Annotated in this window: 14 protein-coding genes; 7 read left to right on the top strand and 7 right to left on the bottom strand. The window is 70.8% G+C overall.

Annotation, left to right across the window (positions count from 1 at the left end; genetic code table 11):
* Positions 1–4: 4 nt before the first annotated feature.
* The 4 genes from N5875_RS28335 (at position 5) to N5875_RS28320 (ending at position 4,852) form a co-directional block, all read left to right on the top strand.
* Complete coding sequence (locus N5875_RS28335; RefSeq protein WP_318211256.1) at positions 5–799, top strand: thiazole synthase; 795 nt, start codon at positions 5–7, stop codon at positions 797–799.
* 637 nt (positions 800–1,436) lie between these two features.
* Positions 1,437–3,371 (top strand): Stk1 family PASTA domain-containing Ser/Thr kinase, encoded by a 1,935-nt coding sequence (gene pknB, locus N5875_RS28330; RefSeq protein ID WP_338496982.1) that lies wholly within the window; start codon positions 1,437–1,439, stop codon positions 3,369–3,371.
* A gap of 6 nt (positions 3,372–3,377) precedes the next feature.
* Entirely contained in the window at positions 3,378–4,229 is an 852-nt protein-coding gene (locus N5875_RS28325) for a deoxyribonuclease IV (protein ID WP_318211258.1), read from the top strand.
* Between the two features lie 86 nt (positions 4,230–4,315).
* A complete protein-coding gene (locus N5875_RS28320; protein ID WP_318211259.1) occupies positions 4,316–4,852 on the top strand; it encodes a DUF4396 domain-containing protein in 537 nt (178 codons plus the stop codon).
* Positions 4,853–4,902: 50 nt separating this feature from the next.
* On the opposite strand, the gene N5875_RS28315 is transcribed toward N5875_RS28320, so the two are convergent.
* Entirely contained in the window at positions 4,903–5,547 is a 645-nt protein-coding gene (locus N5875_RS28315) for a sulfite oxidase-like oxidoreductase (protein ID WP_318211260.1), read from the bottom strand.
* A gap of 177 nt (positions 5,548–5,724) precedes the next feature.
* On the opposite strand from N5875_RS28315, the gene bfr reads away from it, so the two are divergent.
* Positions 5,725–6,201, top strand: coding sequence for a bacterioferritin (bfr, locus tag N5875_RS28310; protein WP_030314454.1), 477 nt, complete (start codon positions 5,725–5,727; stop codon positions 6,199–6,201).
* Between the two features lie 8 nt (positions 6,202–6,209).
* On the opposite strand, the gene N5875_RS28305 is transcribed toward bfr, so the two are convergent.
* Together N5875_RS28305 and N5875_RS28300 are read right to left on the bottom strand one after the other, a co-directional pair.
* The gene (locus N5875_RS28305; protein ID WP_055598849.1) at positions 6,210–6,449 is read right to left on the bottom strand and encodes a (2Fe-2S)-binding protein; all 240 of its coding nucleotides are present in this window, start codon (positions 6,447–6,449) and stop codon (positions 6,210–6,212) included.
* Positions 6,450–6,581: 132 nt separating this feature from the next.
* Positions 6,582–7,928 (bottom strand): 3-deoxy-7-phosphoheptulonate synthase class II, encoded by a 1,347-nt coding sequence (locus tag N5875_RS28300; RefSeq protein WP_318211262.1) that lies wholly within the window; start codon positions 7,926–7,928, stop codon positions 6,582–6,584.
* 159 nt (positions 7,929–8,087) lie between these two features.
* On the opposite strand from N5875_RS28300, the gene N5875_RS28295 reads away from it, so the two are divergent.
* A complete protein-coding gene (locus tag N5875_RS28295) occupies positions 8,088–10,874 on the top strand; it encodes an N-acetylmuramoyl-L-alanine amidase (RefSeq protein ID WP_338496980.1) in 2,787 nt (928 codons plus the stop codon).
* Between the two features lie 286 nt (positions 10,875–11,160).
* Positions 11,161–13,029 carry an anthranilate synthase family protein gene (locus N5875_RS28290; protein ID WP_338496978.1) on the top strand — a complete coding sequence of 623 codons (1,869 nt, stop codon included), beginning with the start codon at positions 11,161–11,163 and terminating at the stop codon, positions 13,027–13,029.
* Here N5875_RS28290 and N5875_RS28285 read toward each other — a convergent pair whose 3' ends face one another.
* From N5875_RS28285 to N5875_RS28270, 4 genes are all read right to left on the bottom strand, one after another.
* A complete protein-coding gene (locus tag N5875_RS28285) occupies positions 13,030–14,025 on the bottom strand; it encodes a 2-hydroxyacid dehydrogenase (RefSeq protein ID WP_318211265.1) in 996 nt (331 codons plus the stop codon).
* Between the two features lie 101 nt (positions 14,026–14,126).
* A complete protein-coding gene (locus N5875_RS28280) occupies positions 14,127–14,801 on the bottom strand; it encodes a response regulator transcription factor (protein WP_318211266.1) in 675 nt (224 codons plus the stop codon).
* A complete protein-coding gene (locus tag N5875_RS28275; protein ID WP_338496975.1) occupies positions 14,798–16,012 on the bottom strand; it encodes a DUF5931 domain-containing protein in 1,215 nt (404 codons plus the stop codon). The genes N5875_RS28280 and N5875_RS28275 overlap by 4 nt, the downstream gene beginning before the upstream one ends.
* Positions 16,013–16,090: 78 nt before the next feature.
* Positions 16,091–16,837 (bottom strand): lysophospholipid acyltransferase family protein, encoded by a 747-nt coding sequence (locus N5875_RS28270; protein WP_338496973.1) that lies wholly within the window; start codon positions 16,835–16,837, stop codon positions 16,091–16,093.
* Between the last annotated feature and the right edge of the window lie 123 nt (positions 16,838–16,960).

The following is a 16,960-nucleotide window of genomic DNA, read 5'->3' as shown; positions in this document are numbered from 1 at the left end:
CGCGATGTCCGACGACGTGTTCACCCTCGGCGGTACGGAGTTCTCCTCCCGCCTCATCATGGGCACCGGCGGGGCGCCCAGCCTCGACGTCCTGGAGCGCTCGCTGGTCGCCAGCGGTACGGAGCTGACGACGGTCGCGATGCGACGCCTGGACCCGACCGTCCAGGGCTCGGTCCTCTCCGTCCTGGAGCGGCTCGGCATCCGGGTCCTGCCGAACACGGCGGGCTGCTTCACGGCGGGCGAGGCGGTCCTGACCGCCCGTCTGGCCCGGGAGGCGCTCGGCACGGACTGGATCAAGCTGGAGGTCGTCGCCGACGAGCGGACGCTACTGCCGGACGGGGAGGAGCTCCTCGAAGCGGCCGAGACGCTGGTCGACGACGGCTTCACCGTCCTCCCCTACACCAACGACGACCCGGTCCTCGCGCGGAAGCTGGAGGACGTGGGCTGCGCGGCGATCATGCCGCTCGGCTCCCCCATCGGCTCGGGGCTCGGCATCCGCAACCCGCACAACTTCCAGCTGATCGTGGAACGGGCGGGGGTGCCGGTGATCCTCGACGCGGGCGCGGGCACGGCGTCCGACGCGGCGCTCGCGATGGAGCTGGGGTGCGCGGCGGTGATGCTGGCGTCCGCGGTGACCCGCGCGCAGGAGCCGGTCCTGATGGCTTCGGCGATGCGGCACGCGGTGGAGGCGGGGCGGCTGGCGTGGCGGGCGGGGCGGATTCCGCGCCGCCACTTCGCGGAGGCGTCGTCCCCCCCATCGGGCCGCGCAGCCCTGGACCCGGAACGCCCGGCCTTCTAGAACCCGCAGCCCCCGAACCCCCTCGCCGTCACGGACCCCCCGCCCGGCCGGGAACCCGACCCGTCGCCGCCCTGCGTCGTGCCCCCGGCCGTGGGCCACGCTCTGGCCGGGCCTCCACCCCCACCCACCCCCGTCGTGGGCCACGGCCCCGCCGGGCCTCCACCCCCACAACCCCCGTCGTGGACCACGGCCCCGCCGAGGCTCCACCCCCACCCACCCCCGTTGTGGGCATTCGTTCCGCCGAGGCTCCACCCCCACCCACCCCCGTTGTGGGCATTCGTTCCGCTGGGGCGGAACGGGTGGGCACAACGGACGGCGCCCCTTGCCGGGCCTAGGCTCCCTGCGCCCTGACCCGCACCCTGTGCACGGCGCACTTCTGGTGCGGGTCCAGGCACAAGGGGCGGAGGCGCCGCCAGAGGGCGCCGTCCCGTGTGCCCACCCGTCCCGCCCCGCGGGACGAATGCCCACACGGGCGGGGGGCGGCGGGCGCGGGCCCGACCCGGGCCCGGCCACGGCTACGGCCACGGCCACGGCGGCAGCGGCCCCCGACCGGCCCCGCCGTGCGGCTCGTCACAGGTGCGCTGCAGTCGTCGCCACCCGGCCGAGCCCCCACCCACCGGCTCGTAGACTCGTCGCCGTGGACACGACCCTTCAGGACCCCCTCGTCGGGCGGCTGCTCGACGGCCGCTACCGCGTCGACGCGCGCATCGCCGTCGGCGGGATGGCCACGGTCTACCGGGCCGTGGACACCCGCCTCGACCGCGTCCTCGCGCTCAAGGTGATGCACCCCGCCCTCGCCACGGACGCCGCGTTCGTCGAGCGTTTCATCCGCGAGGCGAAGTCCGTCGCCCGGCTGTCGCACCCGAACGTCGTCGGCGTCTTCGACCAGGGCGCCGAGGGCGCGTACGTCTATCTGGCGATGGAGTACGTCGCCGGCTGCACCCTCCGCGACGTCCTGCGCGAGCGCGGCGCCCTCCCGCCCCGGGCCGCCCTGGACATCCTGGAGCCGGTGCTCGCCGCGCTCGGCGCCGCGCACCGGGCCGGCTTCGTCCACCGGGACATGAAGCCGGAGAACGTCCTGATAGGGGACGACGGCCGGGTCAAGGTCGCCGACTTCGGCCTCGTACGGGCCGTGGGCTCGGCGACCGCCACCACCGGCTCGGTCCTCGGGACCGTCTCGTATCTCGCGCCGGAGCAGATCGAGCACGGCACCGCCGACACCCGCGCCGATGTGTACGCCTGCGGTGTCGTCCTGTACGAAATGCTGACCGGCGGCAAGCCGCACTCCGGCGACACCCCCGCCCAGGTGCTCTACCAGCACCTCAGCACGGACGTGCCCGCCCCCTCGGCGACCGTTCCCGGGCTCGCCGTGGAGCTGGACGAGCTGGTCGCTGCGGCGACCGCACGTAACCCCGAGGTCCGCCCGTACGACGCCGTCGCCCTGCTCGCCCAGCTGCGGGAGGCCCGCGCCGCGCTCCGTGACGAGCAGCTGGACGCCGTGCCCCCGCAGGCCCGGTCCGGGGCCCGGGACACCACGGACGACCGGACCAGTGTGATCGCCCGGGCCGTACCGGTCGAGCCCCACGCCCACACCGACACCGGCGCCGACGCCGACGCGCATCAGGTGCTGCACACGAACCGGCTGCCGGCCCCCGAGCCGCCCACGTCCGACCGGCGTCGACGGCCCCCGCGCGGCCCGCTGCTCCTCGTCCTGGGCGTGCTGCTCGCCCTCGGCCTGGGCTCCGGTGTCTGGTACATCAATTCCGGCCAGTTCACCCGGGTCCCCGCCGTGCTCGGCCAGACGGAGACCGAGGCGACGAAGCGGATCACCGACGCCGGGCTCGAGGTCGGCACGACGAAGCGCGCGTTCAGCGACGTGTACGAGCGCGGCACCGTCATGGCCGTCGACCCGGCGCCCGGCGAGCGCCTCCGCGGCAACGGCACGGTCACCCTGACCCTGTCCCGCGGCCCCGAGCTCGTGAAGGTGCCCAACCTCAAGAACAAGCCGCTCGCCGAGGCCAGGCGGGTCCTCGCGAAGGAGGGCCTGGTCGCCGGGGTGATCACCCAGAAGTTCAGCGACACCGTCGCCCAGGGGGCCGTGATCGCCTCCGACCCCGAGCCCGGGACCGAGCGGTCGCCCGACTCGGCCGTCGCCCTGGTGGTCAGCAAGGGATCCCCGATCGACGTCCCCGACGTCACGGGCGAGACCGTCGACGACGCCACGGCCCTGCTCCAGGACGAGGGGCTCAAGGTGGTCCTCGCCCCGGAGCGGGTCCACTCCCCCGAGACCGCCGGATCCGTCGCCGCCCAGTCACTCGCCGAGGGCAGCCGCGCCGCCGAGGGCGACACCATCACCCTCACCGTCTCCAAGGGCCCCCGGCTCGTCGAGGTCCCGGACGTCGTCGGCGAGACGGTCGACGACGCCCGTACGGCCCTGGAGGACGAGGGCTTCGAGGTCGAGGTCAAGAAGTCCTTCCCCTACCTGGGCAGCGAGGTCACGGGCCAGTCCGTGGAGGGCGGCTCCACCGCGCCCGAGGGCTCCACCGTCACGATCACGATCAAGGGACTGTAGACACTGATGCGCAACCCCGTCGGCGGCCACGTCCCGGTGGCCGGTGGCCTGGCCAAGGTCGGCCTCGGCTACGCCCGTGAGCTGGGCGCCGAGACCGTGCAGGTCTTCGTCGCCAACCCGCGCGGCTGGGCCACCCCGCCCGGGAACCCCGCCGAGGACGAACGGTTCCGCGCCGAGTGCGCCGCCGAGTCGATCTCGGCCTGGGTCCACGCCCCGTACCTGATCAACTTCGGATCCCACACCGAGGCCACCGCGGAGAAGTCGGTGGAGTCGATGCGGCACTCGCTGCGGCGGGGCCGGGAGATCGGCGCGAAGGGCGTGGTGGTGCACACCGGTTCGGCGACCGGGGGCCGCCCGCGCGCGGTGGCGCTCGCGCAGGTCCGGGAGCGGCTGCTGCCGCTGCTCGACGAGCTGACGCACGAGGACGACCCGGATCTGCTCCTGGAGTCGACGGCCGGCCAGGGCTTCTCGCTCTGCTCGCGCGCGGAGGACTTCGGGCCGTACTTCGACGCGCTCGACCGGCACCCGAAGCTGGGGATCTGCCTCGACACCTGCCACATCTTCGCGGCCGGCCACGACCTGACCGGTCCGCACGGCGCGGCGCAGACGCTCGACCAGCTGGTGGCGACCGTGGGCGAGGGACGGCTGAAGCTGATCCACGCCAATGACTCCCAGGACGTGGTCGGCGCCCGCAAGGACCGGCACGCGAACATCGGCGTGGGTCACATCGGCGAGGACGCGTTCCGGAACCTGCTCCGCCACCCGGCGACCGAGGGTGTGCCCCTGATCATCGAGACGCCCGGTGGCACGGCGGGGCACGTCGCGGACGTGGAGCTGCTCAAGAAGCTGAGGGACTGACGCACGATTTCCCGTTGAGGAATACCCCAGGGGGGTATACGGTTGCCATGAAGGCAGGAACCGCTACCCGACCCTGGGGGCACCCGATGCAGCACGACGCGCACGCCCATCACGACCACGGCACCCACACCGACCACGAAGCACACACCGGCCACGAAGGCCACGGCGCTCACCACACCCCCGGCAAGGCCTCCTGGTCCATGGCCGCCAAGGCCACGCTGCACTGCCTCACCGGCTGCGCCATCGGCGAGGTCCTCGGCATGGTCATCGGCACCGCGCTCGGCTGGGGCAACGTACAGACGATGACCCTCGCGATCATCCTGGCCTTCTTCTTCGGCTACGCGCTCACCCTGCGCGGCATCCTGTCCGCCGGCGTCGATTTCAAGACAGCCTTCAAGGTCGCGCTCGCCGCCGACACCCTGTCCATCGCGGTCATGGAGATCATCGACAACGGCGTCATCGCCCTCTGGCCGGGCGCAATGGACGCCCACCTGTCCGACCCGATCTTCTGGATCGTGCTCGCCATCGCGCTCGCCGCCGCCTTCGTGATCACCACACCCGTCAACAAGTGGATGATCGGCCGGGGCAAGGGGCACGCGGTGGTCCACCAGTACCACCACTGAGCGACGGAACGAACGACACACGCCACACCGACGGACGACGGTCCGGAGCGCTACAGCTCCGGGCCGTCTCCCGGTTCCTCCTGGTACGAGTACCGCTGCTCCGTCCAGGGGTCGCCGAGGTTGTGGTACCCCCGCTCCTCCCAGAAACCCCGCCGGTCGGCGGCCATGTACTCCACGCCGCGGACCCACTTGGGGCCCTTCCAGGCGTACAGGTGCGGGACGACCAGGCGCAGCGGGAATCCGTGCTCGGCGGTGAGCAGCTCCCCGTCCATGTGGGTGGCGAAGATCGAGCGCTCGTCGGCGAAGTCGGTGAGTCGCATGTTGGCGCTGTAGCCGTACTCGGCCCAGACCATCACATGGGTGACCTGCGGCGCGGGCGGGGCGAGCTCGAGGATCGTACGGGCGGGCACACCACCCCATTCGGCCCCGAGCATGCTGAATTTCGTGACGCAGTGCAGATCGGCCACGACCGAGGAGAACGGAAGGGCCGAGAACTCCTCGTGGTTCCAGCACCGCTTGTCACCGTCGGCCGTCGCGCCGAAGACGCGGAACTCCCAGCGGTCCGGCTTGAACTTGGGGACGGGCCCGTAATGGGTGACCGGCCAGCCGCGCTGGAGCCGCTGACCCGGCGGAAGGTCCGGCGAACGATCCGGCTGCCCCGCTTCCCGGTGTTCTCCGCTCTCCGTCCGACCCATGCCATCCATGGTGACAGACCGCGAGGGGTGGTTATGACCAGGAGACCTCCGGCCTGGCCCGATTCGGGCAACTCCCACTAAGCCTGCACTTACTGGACGCCCCCCATTCGGGGTGCGAGGATGCGGCCATCCTGCCCAGTGACGGCGTAGACACGTAACGTGGAAGGAGCCTCTGCGATGCAGGGCGACCCCGAGGTCCTCGAGTTCCTCAACGAGCAGCTGACCGGCGAGCTGACGGCCATCAACCAGTACTGGCTGCACTACCGCATCCAGGACAACAAGGGGTGGACGAAGCTCGCCAAGTACACCCGCGAAGAGTCCATCGATGAGATGAAGCACGCGGACAAGCTGACCGAGCGCATCCTGATGCTCGACGGCCTGCCCAATTACCAGCGGCTCTTCCACGTACGGGTCGGCCAGACCCTGACCGAGATGTTCCAGGCGGACCGCCAGGTCGAGGTCGAGGCGATCGACCGCCTGAAGCGCGGGATCGAGGTCATGCGGGCCAAGGGGGACATCACGTCCGCCAACCTCTTCGAGGAGATCCTGGCCGACGAGGAGCACCACATCGATTACCTGGACACACAGCTGGAGCTGATCGAGTCCCTGGGCGAGGCGCTCTACATCTCGACGCTCATCGAGCAGCCGAGCTGAGGTTCGCCCTAGGCGGCTTCCCCGAGTTCGGTGACGGTCTCCGCGGCCAGCGCGGGCATCCCCTGGTCCAGCAGGTCCCGTCGCGGGCAGTTGCCGCGGCCGAGAATGGCCTGAATACGACGGACACAGGAACCGCAGTCCGTGCCGGCCTTGCAGGCGGAGGCGATCTGGCGGGGCGTGCAGGCGCCCGCGTCGGCGTGCGCCTTGACCTGCTTCTCCGTCACACCGAAGCATGAGCAGACGTACATCGCGGTTCACCTCCCGCCGTGATCGATAAGGCTAACCTAACCTTACCCGGCACCGAGGGACCGCAAAAGCCCTGGCAACGACGATGGGGCGCGGATCACATGGATCCGCGCCCCACTGTCGTAGGTACCTACTTACTGATCGCGGTACATCTCCGCCACCAGGAAGGCCAGGTCCAGGGACTGGCTGCGGTTGAGACGCGGGTCGCAGGCCGTCTCGTAGCGCTGGTGCAGGTCGTCGACGAAGATCTCGTCGCCGCCGCCCACGCACTCGGTGACGTCGTCACCGGTGAGCTCGACGTGGATGCCGCCCGGGTGGGTGCCGAGGCCCTTGTGGACCTCGAAGAAGCCCTTGACCTCGTCGAGGACGTCGTCGAAGCGGCGCGTCTTGTGGCCCGAGGCGGCCTCGAAGGTGTTGCCGTGCATCGGGTCGGTGACCCAGGCGACGACCGCACCGGAGGCGGTGACCTTCTCGACCAGCTCGGGGAGCTTGTCGCGGACCTTGTCGGCGCCCATGCGGACGATGAAGGTCAGCCGGCCCGGCTCGCGGTCCGGGTCGAGGCGGTCGATGTACGTCAGCGCGTCGTCCACCGAGGTGGTCGGGCCCAGCTTGATGCCGATCGGGTTCGCGATCTGCGAGGCGAACTCGATGTGGGCGTGGTCGAGCTGGCGGGTGCGCTCACCGATCCAGACCATGTGGCCGGAGGTGTCGTACAGCTTGCCGGTGCGCGAGTCCGTACGGGTCAGCGCACCCTCGTAGTCGAGCAGCAGCGCCTCGTGGGAGGCGTAGAACTCGACGGCCTTGAACTCGGCCGGGTCGGTGCCACAGGCCTTCATGAAGTTCAGCGCGTTGTCGATCTCCCGCGCCAGCTGCTCGTAGCGCTGGCCCGAGGGGGACGACTTCACGAAGTCCTGGTTCCAGGCGTGCACCTGGCGCAGGTCGGCGTAGCCACCGGTGGTGAAGGCGCGCACCAGGTTGAGCGTGGAGGCGGAGGCGTTGTACATCCGCTTCAGGCGCTCGGGGTCCGGGACGCGGGACTTCTCGTCGAAGTCGAAGCCGTTGACCGAGTCACCGCGGTACGTCGGCAGGGTCACGCCGTCACGGGTCTCGGTGCCCTTGGAGCGGGGCTTCGAGTACTGGCCGGCGATACGGCCGACCTTCACGACGGGCACGGAGGCCGCGTAGGTGAGGACGGCGCTCATCTGGAGCAGCGTCTTGAGCTTGGCCCTGATGTGGTCGGCGGACACGGCGTCGAAGGCCTCGGCGCAGTCGCCGCCCTGGAGCAGGAACGCCTCGCCACGGGCGACGGCTCCCATCCGGGCGCGCAGCTGGTCGCACTCGCCGGCGAAGACGAGCGGAGGATACGACTCGAGGTCCGCGATCACATCGCGCAGAGCCTCGGCATCGGGGTACTCGGGCTGCTGCGCCGCGGGCAGGTCTCGCCAGGTCGCCTTGGCGACGGCGTGGGTATCAGCGTTCACGGTCACACGGACAACACTACGGGGTTCTTCGTCCGGTCCTGTCCCCCTGACCAGTGACTGAGACGCGCGCCCGAAATGTCTCTCGCTGACATTCACGCCATCGAGTGGTGTTACCCTCTGGCCCGTTTCACTTTGAACAGTCGAATCACAGGGGTGGGCGTGACCCAGAGGCACCGCAGAGACCGCAAGACGAAGAGACTCTTGTACGGCGCGGCGGCCGCCGTCGTGGCGACCGCCACGATCGGCACCATCGCCATCGCCTCTCCGAGCCTTCTCGGCGCGGCGGGCGACGACAAGGCTGCTGGGGACCCTTCCCTCCAGTCGCAGTTCGCAAACGCGGCGCGCGAGTTCGACGTGCCGCAGAGCGTGCTGATGGCGGTGTCGTACCAGCAGACCCGCTGGGAGTCGCACGACGGCGAGCCGAGCGTGACCGGCGCGTACAACGTCATGGGTCTGACGAAGGTCGACCCGGAGGACGTGCCGCAGGAGGTCACCGACGAGCAGATCGATCACTTCAACGGCTCCGGCCGGCCGGAGATCGAGAAGACCTTCGACCGCGCCAAGGTGCGGCAGATCCTGGAGCAGGCGCTCGTCGACACCGACGACCCCCGGCTCCACACCCTGGACAAGGCCGCCGAGCTGATCGACAGCTCCAGCGAGGCCGTCCAGAACGACACCACCGCCTCCATCCGGGCCGGCGCCGCGCTGCTCGCCGAATACCAGAAGCAGGCAGGCGCCGAGCTGTCCGACGACGCGGGCGACTGGTACCCGGCCGTGGCCCGCTACAGCCAGTCCCCTCAGAAGAAGGGCGCCGACCTCTTCGCGAAGCGCGTCTTCGAGTCGATCCAGGAGGGCGAGCGGGCGGTCACCCTCGACGGCGAGCAGGTCGCCCTGCCGGCCGACCCGTCGGTCGAGCCGGTCAAGCCGTCGAACGTGCCGCTGGCGGCGACGTTCGCGAGCACGACGGCGGACGCCACCGTCCCCGAGTGCCCCGCCGGTCTGAACTGCGACGTCAAGCTGACCGTCCCTTCCTCCACCGGGAAGAAGAACTACACCGCGGGCGACCGCCCCAACCAGGGTGTGGACATCCGTCAGATCGTCATCCACGACACCGAGGGCGGCTACGACGGCTCGCTCAAGGTGCTGACCGATCCGAACGGCGGCGGCAGTGCCCACTACCTGATCCGGGCCCAGGACGGCCAGGTCACCCAGATGCTCGAGAACAAGCATCTGGCGTGGCACGCGGGCAACTGGACCCACAACATGCACGCCATCGGCGTGGAGCACGAGGGCTACGCCATCAAGGAGGGGAGCTGGTACACCGAGCAGCAGTACCGTTCCTCCGCCGAACTGGTGAAGTTCCTGGCGAGCAAGTACGGCGTGCCGATCGACCGTGAGCACATCATCGGTCACGACGAGGTGGCGCTCCAGACGGACGCCGGTCTCGCCAACCTCCACTGGGACGCCGGCCCGTACTGGGACTGGAACTACTACATGTCCCTCTTGGGCGCGCCGCAGGGCGACAAGGGCGCTGGCGGCCTGCTCCGGGCCGGCCAGGTAGTCCGTGTGGTGCCGCCGTTCACCACGGCGAACCAGCCGAAGCTGACCACCGGCGGCACGGCCGTCCCGGCGCGTCCGTCCAACTTCGGCTACCTGTACACGACCCCGTCGACGAGCGGGACGACGCTGAAGGACCCGTACTTCACCTCGGGAGCGACCGAGGGCTCGAACTACGGCAACAAGGTCCGTGCCGGCGGCACGTACGTCGTGGCGGAGGCCCGGACCGACTGGACGGCGATCTGGTACGCGGGCCAGAAGGCCTGGTTCCACAACCCCGGCGGCCAGTACACCGCGCCCGTCAACGGCGCCACGACCGTAAAGGTCAAGTCGGGCCTGACCACGGCCAAGGTCTACGGCCGCTCCTTCCCGGAGACCGCCGCCTACACCGCGGCGGGGCTGTCCGCGCCGGGTGACGAGAACGCCTCTCTGACGAAGTTCACGTTCGCCTCGAACCAGGCCTACGTGAAGGCCGGCCCGGCGGTGAAGGGCGACGACTGGTTCGGCTCCGCCCAGAAGAACGTCATCGGCACCACGATGTTCGTGCCGATCCGCTTCCACCACAAGATCGTCTGGGTGAAGCAGAGCGACATCACGGAGGCGCCCGGCGCCACCCCCGTCGCCGCGAACGACCGCTACAACCTCCTCGCCCGTGACGCCTCCGGTGTCCTCTGGCAGTACCAGGGCACCGGCTCCGGCGCCGCGCCGTTCCTGACGCGCTACCGGGTCGGTCCCGGGTGGCAGGCGTACAACGCCATCACGCCGATGACCGCCCTCCGCGCCGACGGCACCGGTGACGCCGTGGCCCGGGACAAGGACGGCGTGCTCTGGTACTACCGGGGCACCGGCAACCCCTCCGCGCCGTTCGCGACCCGCCTCCGGGTCGGCGGCGGCTGGAACATCTACAACAAGCTCCTCGGCGCGCGCGACATGAACGCCGACGGCCGGCCGGACCTGATCGCCCGCGACGCCTCGGGCGTGCTGTGGCTGTACACGAACACCGGCGCCTCCCCGAACCCCTTCGCGACCCGCGTCCGGGTCGGCGGCGGCTGGAACATCTACAACGAGCTCATCAGCACCGGCGACATGACGGGTGACGGCAAGCCGGACCTGGTGGCCCGCGACACGTCCGGCGTCCTGTGGCTGTACAAGAACACGGGCGGCTCCCCGAACCCGTTCGCCACCCGTGGCCGGGTCGGCGCCGGCTGGAACGCCTACAACGTCATGGTCGGTCCGAGCGACCTCGACAAGGACGGCAAGCCCGACCTGATCGCCCGTGACGGCTCCGGCACCCTGTGGTTCTACAAGAACGTGAACACCTACCCGAACCCGTACGCCACCCGCGTCAACGTCGGACCCGGCTGGCAGACCTACAACCTGATCTTCTGATCTCGAACGGATAGCTCAGGGACCGGACAGCTCAGGAACCTCGGGGCCCGGCTCGCACCGTCCACGGTGCGGACCGGGCCCCGTTTCCGTCGCCCGGCGGCTTCCCGCTGGGTTACAGTGCTCGCATGTACGCCTCGCAGATCCAGAACTGGTGGTGGACCGCTCATCCGGCGGCCCACTGATTGCGCGTACACCGACAGACACGCGAAGGCCGCCCGAGGGGCGGCCTTTCTCGTACCCGGGGCCGTTCCTCTCCGTACTCCACTCGGAAGGAACGACCCGCCTCATGGACCTCTCCCGTCTCCTCGACCCCTCCAGCCCGCCCTTCGCCCTGGTGCGCCGCCGAACGCCGGGCCGTGACCACGACACCGTCGAGGTCCTGATCGGCCGGGTCCACGAGGCCGAGCGCCTCGCGGAGCTGCCCGTGGGCCCCCGGCCGGCCCTCGCCCTGGTGCCCTTCCGGCAGATCCGGGAGCGCGGCTTCGACGTACGGGACGACGGCACCCCGCTCTCCGTCCTGGTCGCCGACGAGTCCTACGAGCTGCCGCTCGCCGAGGCCCTGGAGCAGCTGCCCGCGCACGACGTACGCGTCGAGGACGGTGGCTTCGACGTCTCCGACGAGGAGTACGCCGGGATCGTGCGGCGGGTCATCGACGAGGAGATCGGCTCCGGCGAGGGCGCGAACTTCGTCATCCGGCGGACGTACACCGGGGAGATCCCGGGCTTCGGGCGGGCCGACGCGCTGGCCCTGTTCCGCCGGCTGCTCGCCGGTGAGCGGGGCGCGTACTGGACCTTCGTCGTGCACACCGGCGACCGGACCCTGGTCGGGGCGAGCCCCGAGGTGCATGTGCGGATGTCGGGCGGCACGGTCGTCATGAACCCGATCAGCGGCACGTACCGCTACCCGGCCGGGGCCGCCCCGACCACCGAGGGCCTGCTCGCCTTCCTCGCCGACCGCAAGGAGACCGAGGAGCTGTCGATGGTGGTCGACGAGGAGCTCAAGATGATGTGCACGGTCGGCGACATGGGCGGGGTGGTGATCGGTCCGCGGCTCAAGGAGATGGCCCATCTCGCGCACACCGAGTACGAGTTGCGGGGCCGTTCCAGCCTGGATGTGCGGGAGGTGCTGCGGGAGACGATGTTCGCGGCGACCGTGACCGGCTCGCCCGTGCAGAACGCCTGCCGGGTGATCGAGCGTCACGAGGTCGGTGGGCGCGGCTACTACGCCGGTGCCCTCGCCCTGCTCTCCACCGACGAGAGCGGCGCGCAGACCCTGGACTCCCCCATCCTGATCCGGACGGCCGACATCGCCTCCGACGGGCACCTCCGGGTGCCGGTCGGCGCCACGCTCGTACGCCACTCGGACCCGGCGGGCGAGGTCGCCGAGACCCACGCGAAGGCGGCCGGGGTGCTCACCGCGCTCGGCGTACGGGAGGGCCGGCCGCGCGACGGAGCCGCCGTACCTCCGCGGCTGGCCGACGACCCGCGGGTACGGGCCGCCCTGGACGCGCGCCGGGCCGATCTCGCGCCGTTCTGGCTGAAGATGCAGGCCCGCTCGGCCGAACTGTCGGGCCACGCCCTGGTGATCGACGCCGAGGACACCTTCACGGCGATGCTGGCGCACGTCCTGCGCTCCTCGGGCCTCGACGTGTCGGTGCTCCGCTACGACGAGCCGGGACTGCGCGAACTCGCGCTCGCCCACGAGGGTCCGGTGGTCCTCGGCCCCGGTCCCGGGAACCCCTCGGACGCCGGCGACCCGAAGATGCGCTTCCTGCGCGCGCTGACGGCCGAACTCGTACGGGACCACCGGCACGGTCTCCTCGGTGTCTGCCTCGGGCACGAGCTGATCGCCGCCGAGCTGGGCCTGGAGATCGTCCGCAAGCGGACCCCGTTCCAGGGTGCCCAGCTGCGGATCGACCTCTTCGGACAGCAGCGGACGGTCGGCTTCTACAACAGCTTCACCGCCCGCTGCGACGACCGGGCGGCGACCGAGCTGGCCCTGCACCGGATCGAGGTGAGCCGGGACGCGGAGACGGGTGAGGTGCACGCGCTGCGCGGGCCGGGCTTCGCGGGGGTGCAGTTCCACCCCGAGTCGGTGCTGACGACGGACGGCGCGGCGCTCACCGCCTCGCTGCTCGCGGGAGTGCTTGTCTGATCAGCTCCTCGGGACCAGGACGTTCTCGCCGCGCCGCCCCGCGGTGTGGTCGAGGACGTTCTGGACCGTGGTGTCGATGATCTGGCCGACGGCGTCCTCGGTGTAGTACGCCTGGTGCGAGGTGACCACCACGTTCGGGAAGGTGACCAGGCGGGCCAGGGTGTCGTCCTCGACGACCTCCAGGGACTTGTCGAGGAAGAAGAGCCCGGCCTCCGCCTCGTACACGTCGAGGCCCACGCCCGCGAAGCGGCCGGCCCGCAGTTCGGCGACGAGCGCGTCGGTGTCGACGAGTCCGCCCCGGCTGGAGTTCACCAGGATCGCGTCGTCCTTCATGGACCTGAGCGCGGCGGCATCGATGAGGTGCTGGGTGGACGGGAGCAGTGGCACGTGGAGGCTGATGAGGTCGGCCTCGGCGAGGAGCCGGTCCTTCTCGACGTACTTCATGCCGAGTTCGACGCAGGCGGGGTTCTCGGCGACGTCCCAGCCGAGCAGGTTCATGCCGAAGCCGTGGGCGATGCGGGTGAAGGCCTCGCCGATCTTTCCGGTGCCGAGGACCCCGACGGTACGGCCCCGCAGGTCACGGCCCATCAGCCCGTCCAGCCGGAAGTCGAAGTCGCGGGTCCGGTTGGAGGCGCGGACGATCCGGCGGTTGACGGCCATGGCGAGGGTCCAGGCGAACTCGGCGACGGAGTACGGCGAGTAGGACGCGACCCGGGCGACGGTGAGGCCGAGACGCTCGGCGACCTCCAGGTCGATGTTGTTGAAGCCCGTGGAGCGCTGGGCGATCATCTGCGTCCCGCCGGCGGCGAGGGTCTGCAGGACCCGGTGGTCCAGGCTGGCGTTGACGCTGGTGGAGATGATCTCGTAGCCGGCCGCGATGGGCGCGGTGTCCTCGCTGAGGAAGACGCTCAGACAGCGGACGTCGTGGTGCCCCGCGAAGGCCTTCTCGATGAGGGGCTTCTCGTCCGCCTGCACACCGAATGCCAGGATTTCCACGGGATTCCCCTCGTCGACGGCGATCGGGCCGGATATGCGCACTCCTCGCGAATATACGGCCCGTCCCGTCGCCCTGCCCGGCGCGCCGGGCTGCTGTCGCCTCAGGCGTCGTCGAGGCCGCGCTCGATGGCGTACCGGACGAGTTCCACCCGGTTGTGCAGCTGGAGCTTGCCGAGCGTGTTCTGGACGTGGTTCTGCACCGTGCGGTGCGAGATCACCAGACGCTCGGCGATCTGCTTGTAGCTGAGGCCCTTGGCGACGAGCCGCAGGACCTCCGTCTCGCGCTCGGTCAGCTGCGGGGCCTTCGGCTCGTCGGTGCCGACCGCGGGGGCGGGCTCGGTCGCGAGCCTGCGGTACTCGCCGAGGACCAGTCCGGCGAGGCCGGGGGTGAAGACGGGGTCGCCGGCCGCCGTCCGTCGTACGGCGTCGATCAGCTCCTCCGTACTCGCCGACTTGAGGAGGTAGCCGGTGGCGCCCGACTTGACCGCCTCCAGGACGTCCGCGTGCTCGCCGCTCGCCGAGAGGACCAGGACCCGCAGTCCCGGCCGGCCGCCGACGAGCTCCTTGCACACCTGGACGCCCGGCTTCACCGGCAGGTTCAGGTCCAGGACGAGGACGTCGGGCACGACCGCGAGGGCCCGGCGCACCGCCTGCTCGCCGTCGCCCGCCGTGGCGACCACGTCCAGGCCCGCCTCCGCCAGATCGCGGGCGACCGCGTCCCGCCACATCGGGTGGTCGTCCACGACCATCACTCTGATCTGCTGCTGCTCGCTCATCTTCCTTGTCCTGCCTTCCCCCGTGGAACCTTCAACTCGACTTCCGTGCCCTGCCCGGGGACCGAGATCAGCTCGGCCGAGCCGCCCAGATCCCGCAGTCTCCCCCGGATGGAGAGGGCGACGCCCATCCGGCCCTCGCCCCACGCCTCCGCGAGGCGGCCCTCCGGGATGCCGGGGCCGTCGTCCCGGACGGTGACGATCACCTCGTCCGACCAGTCCTCGACCAGGATCCACGCGTTCGCGTCCTCCCCCGCGTGCACCCGCACATTGTCCAGCGCGGCGCCGACGGCGGCGGCCAGCTCGCGGGCGGCGGGCGGCGCGAGGAGCACGGGCGCGCCCGGTTCGGAGAGGGTGACCTTCGCCCCGGCGCGCGGCGCGAGCAGCAGCCGCAGGTCGACCGGGGTGTCGTCGTCCGGCTCGTCGTCCACGTCGACGACCCGGACGACGGCTCCCTCCGACTCGTCCTCGGAGACCAGGCTGGGCCGGATGAGGCCGCCGGCCACGAGGGTGCGGAGGGCCACCTCCTGCTCCCCCGCCATCCTGCCGAGGTCCGCCGCCTCGCCGCCGAGGGCGGTGCCGCGCCGCTGCACCATCGCGAGGACCTGGAGGACGCTGTCGTGGATGTCGCGGGCAAGCCGCTCCCGCTCGCGGGTCGCGGCCTCGATCTCCAGGGCGCGGGCGAGGGTGCGCTCGGAGGCGCGGGCGACCTCGACGACGTATCCGATGGCGATGGAGGCCACCCAGACGAGGAGGACGTTGTGGAGGGTGTCCCGGCTGGGGTGGCCGCGTTCGATGATGTTGGCGACGGCGACGAGGGAGGAGGCGACGCCGGCCCAGCGCCAGCCGCCCTTGATCGCGTACGCGAGGACGGATCCGGCGGTCCATATCGAGGGCAGGGTGGGGCTCTCGATGGTCTGGGCGTGGGCGTCGGCGAGCGGGGTGAGGAGGATGCCGACGAGGGCGATGGTGAGGTCGACGCCGAGGAAGCGCTTGGTGCAGCTGGCCGCGTTCGCCACCTTGGGGAGGGTCGCGAGGGTCCAGACGCACATCACCACCAGAAAGGCGACGGCGATCCAGGGCCGTTCGTACCGGTCACGGCCGAAGGCGGCCAGCAGGACCGCGTAGACCATGGTCAGGACGCGGTAGCCGGTCAGTGCCCGCCACAACGGCTGCTCGACCGACATGCGCACGACCCGCTCGCGCTTGGCCATCTCCCCCACCCCCGGACGTCCCGGACGGGACGCCTGCCCGCCGGACGCCTATGCGCCGGACGTCCACCTGCCGGACGCTTACGCGCCGGACTCCTCCCGAGCGGCGATCTCGGCCTTCACGGCCTCCTTGGCCGCCTTCTCCGCGTCCGCGATCTGCCGCTTGGCGGCGGTCGCGTAGATGTCGACGTACTCCTGGCCGGACAGTTTCATGATCTCGTACATGACCTCGTCGGTCACCGATCGGAGGATGAAGCGGTCCCCCTCCATGCCCTGGTAGCGGGTGAAGTCCAGCGGCTTGCCGATCCTGATCCCCGGACGCATCAGCTTGGGGACGACCTTGCCGGGCGGCTGGATCTTCTCGGTGTCGATCATGGCGACCGGGATCACCGGCGCGCCGGTGGCCAGGGCCACCCGCGCGAGGCCGCCGGGCTTGCCGCGGTAGAGGCGGCCGTCGGGCGAACGGGTGCCCTCCGGGTAGATGCCGAAGAGCCCGCCCTTCTCGATGACCTCGATGCCGGCCTTGATGGCCGCCTCGCCCGCGCCGCGGGCACCCGACCGGTCCACCGGAAGCTGGCCGACACCCTTGAAGAAGGCGGCCGTGAGCTTGCCCTTCACACCCGGCGAGGTGAAGTACTCCGCCTTGGCGATGAAGGTGACCTTGCGGTCGAGCACGGCCGGCAGGAAGAAGGAGTCGGAGAACGACAGGTGGTTGCTCGCCAGGATCGCGGGCCCCTCGGCGGGAATGTTCTCCAGACCCTCCACCCAGGGCCGGAAGGCAAGCTTCAGGGACCCTCCGAGGGAGAACTTCATTGCGCCGTAGATCAACTCGCCATGCCTTCCGTGTGCCGTCGCGACGACTTTATCCCGTACCGGCGTACGGCCCCGGCTACGGCCCTGGTCGGTGTCGGTCCGGTCGCGTACCGTGAAGGTCCTTCCCTATTTTCCGTC

Source organism: Streptomyces sp. SJL17-4 (genome assembly GCF_036826855.1).
GTDB lineage: Bacteria > Actinomycetota > Actinomycetes > Streptomycetales > Streptomycetaceae > Streptomyces.
This window is presented reverse-complemented; position numbering and strand designations above follow the sequence as displayed.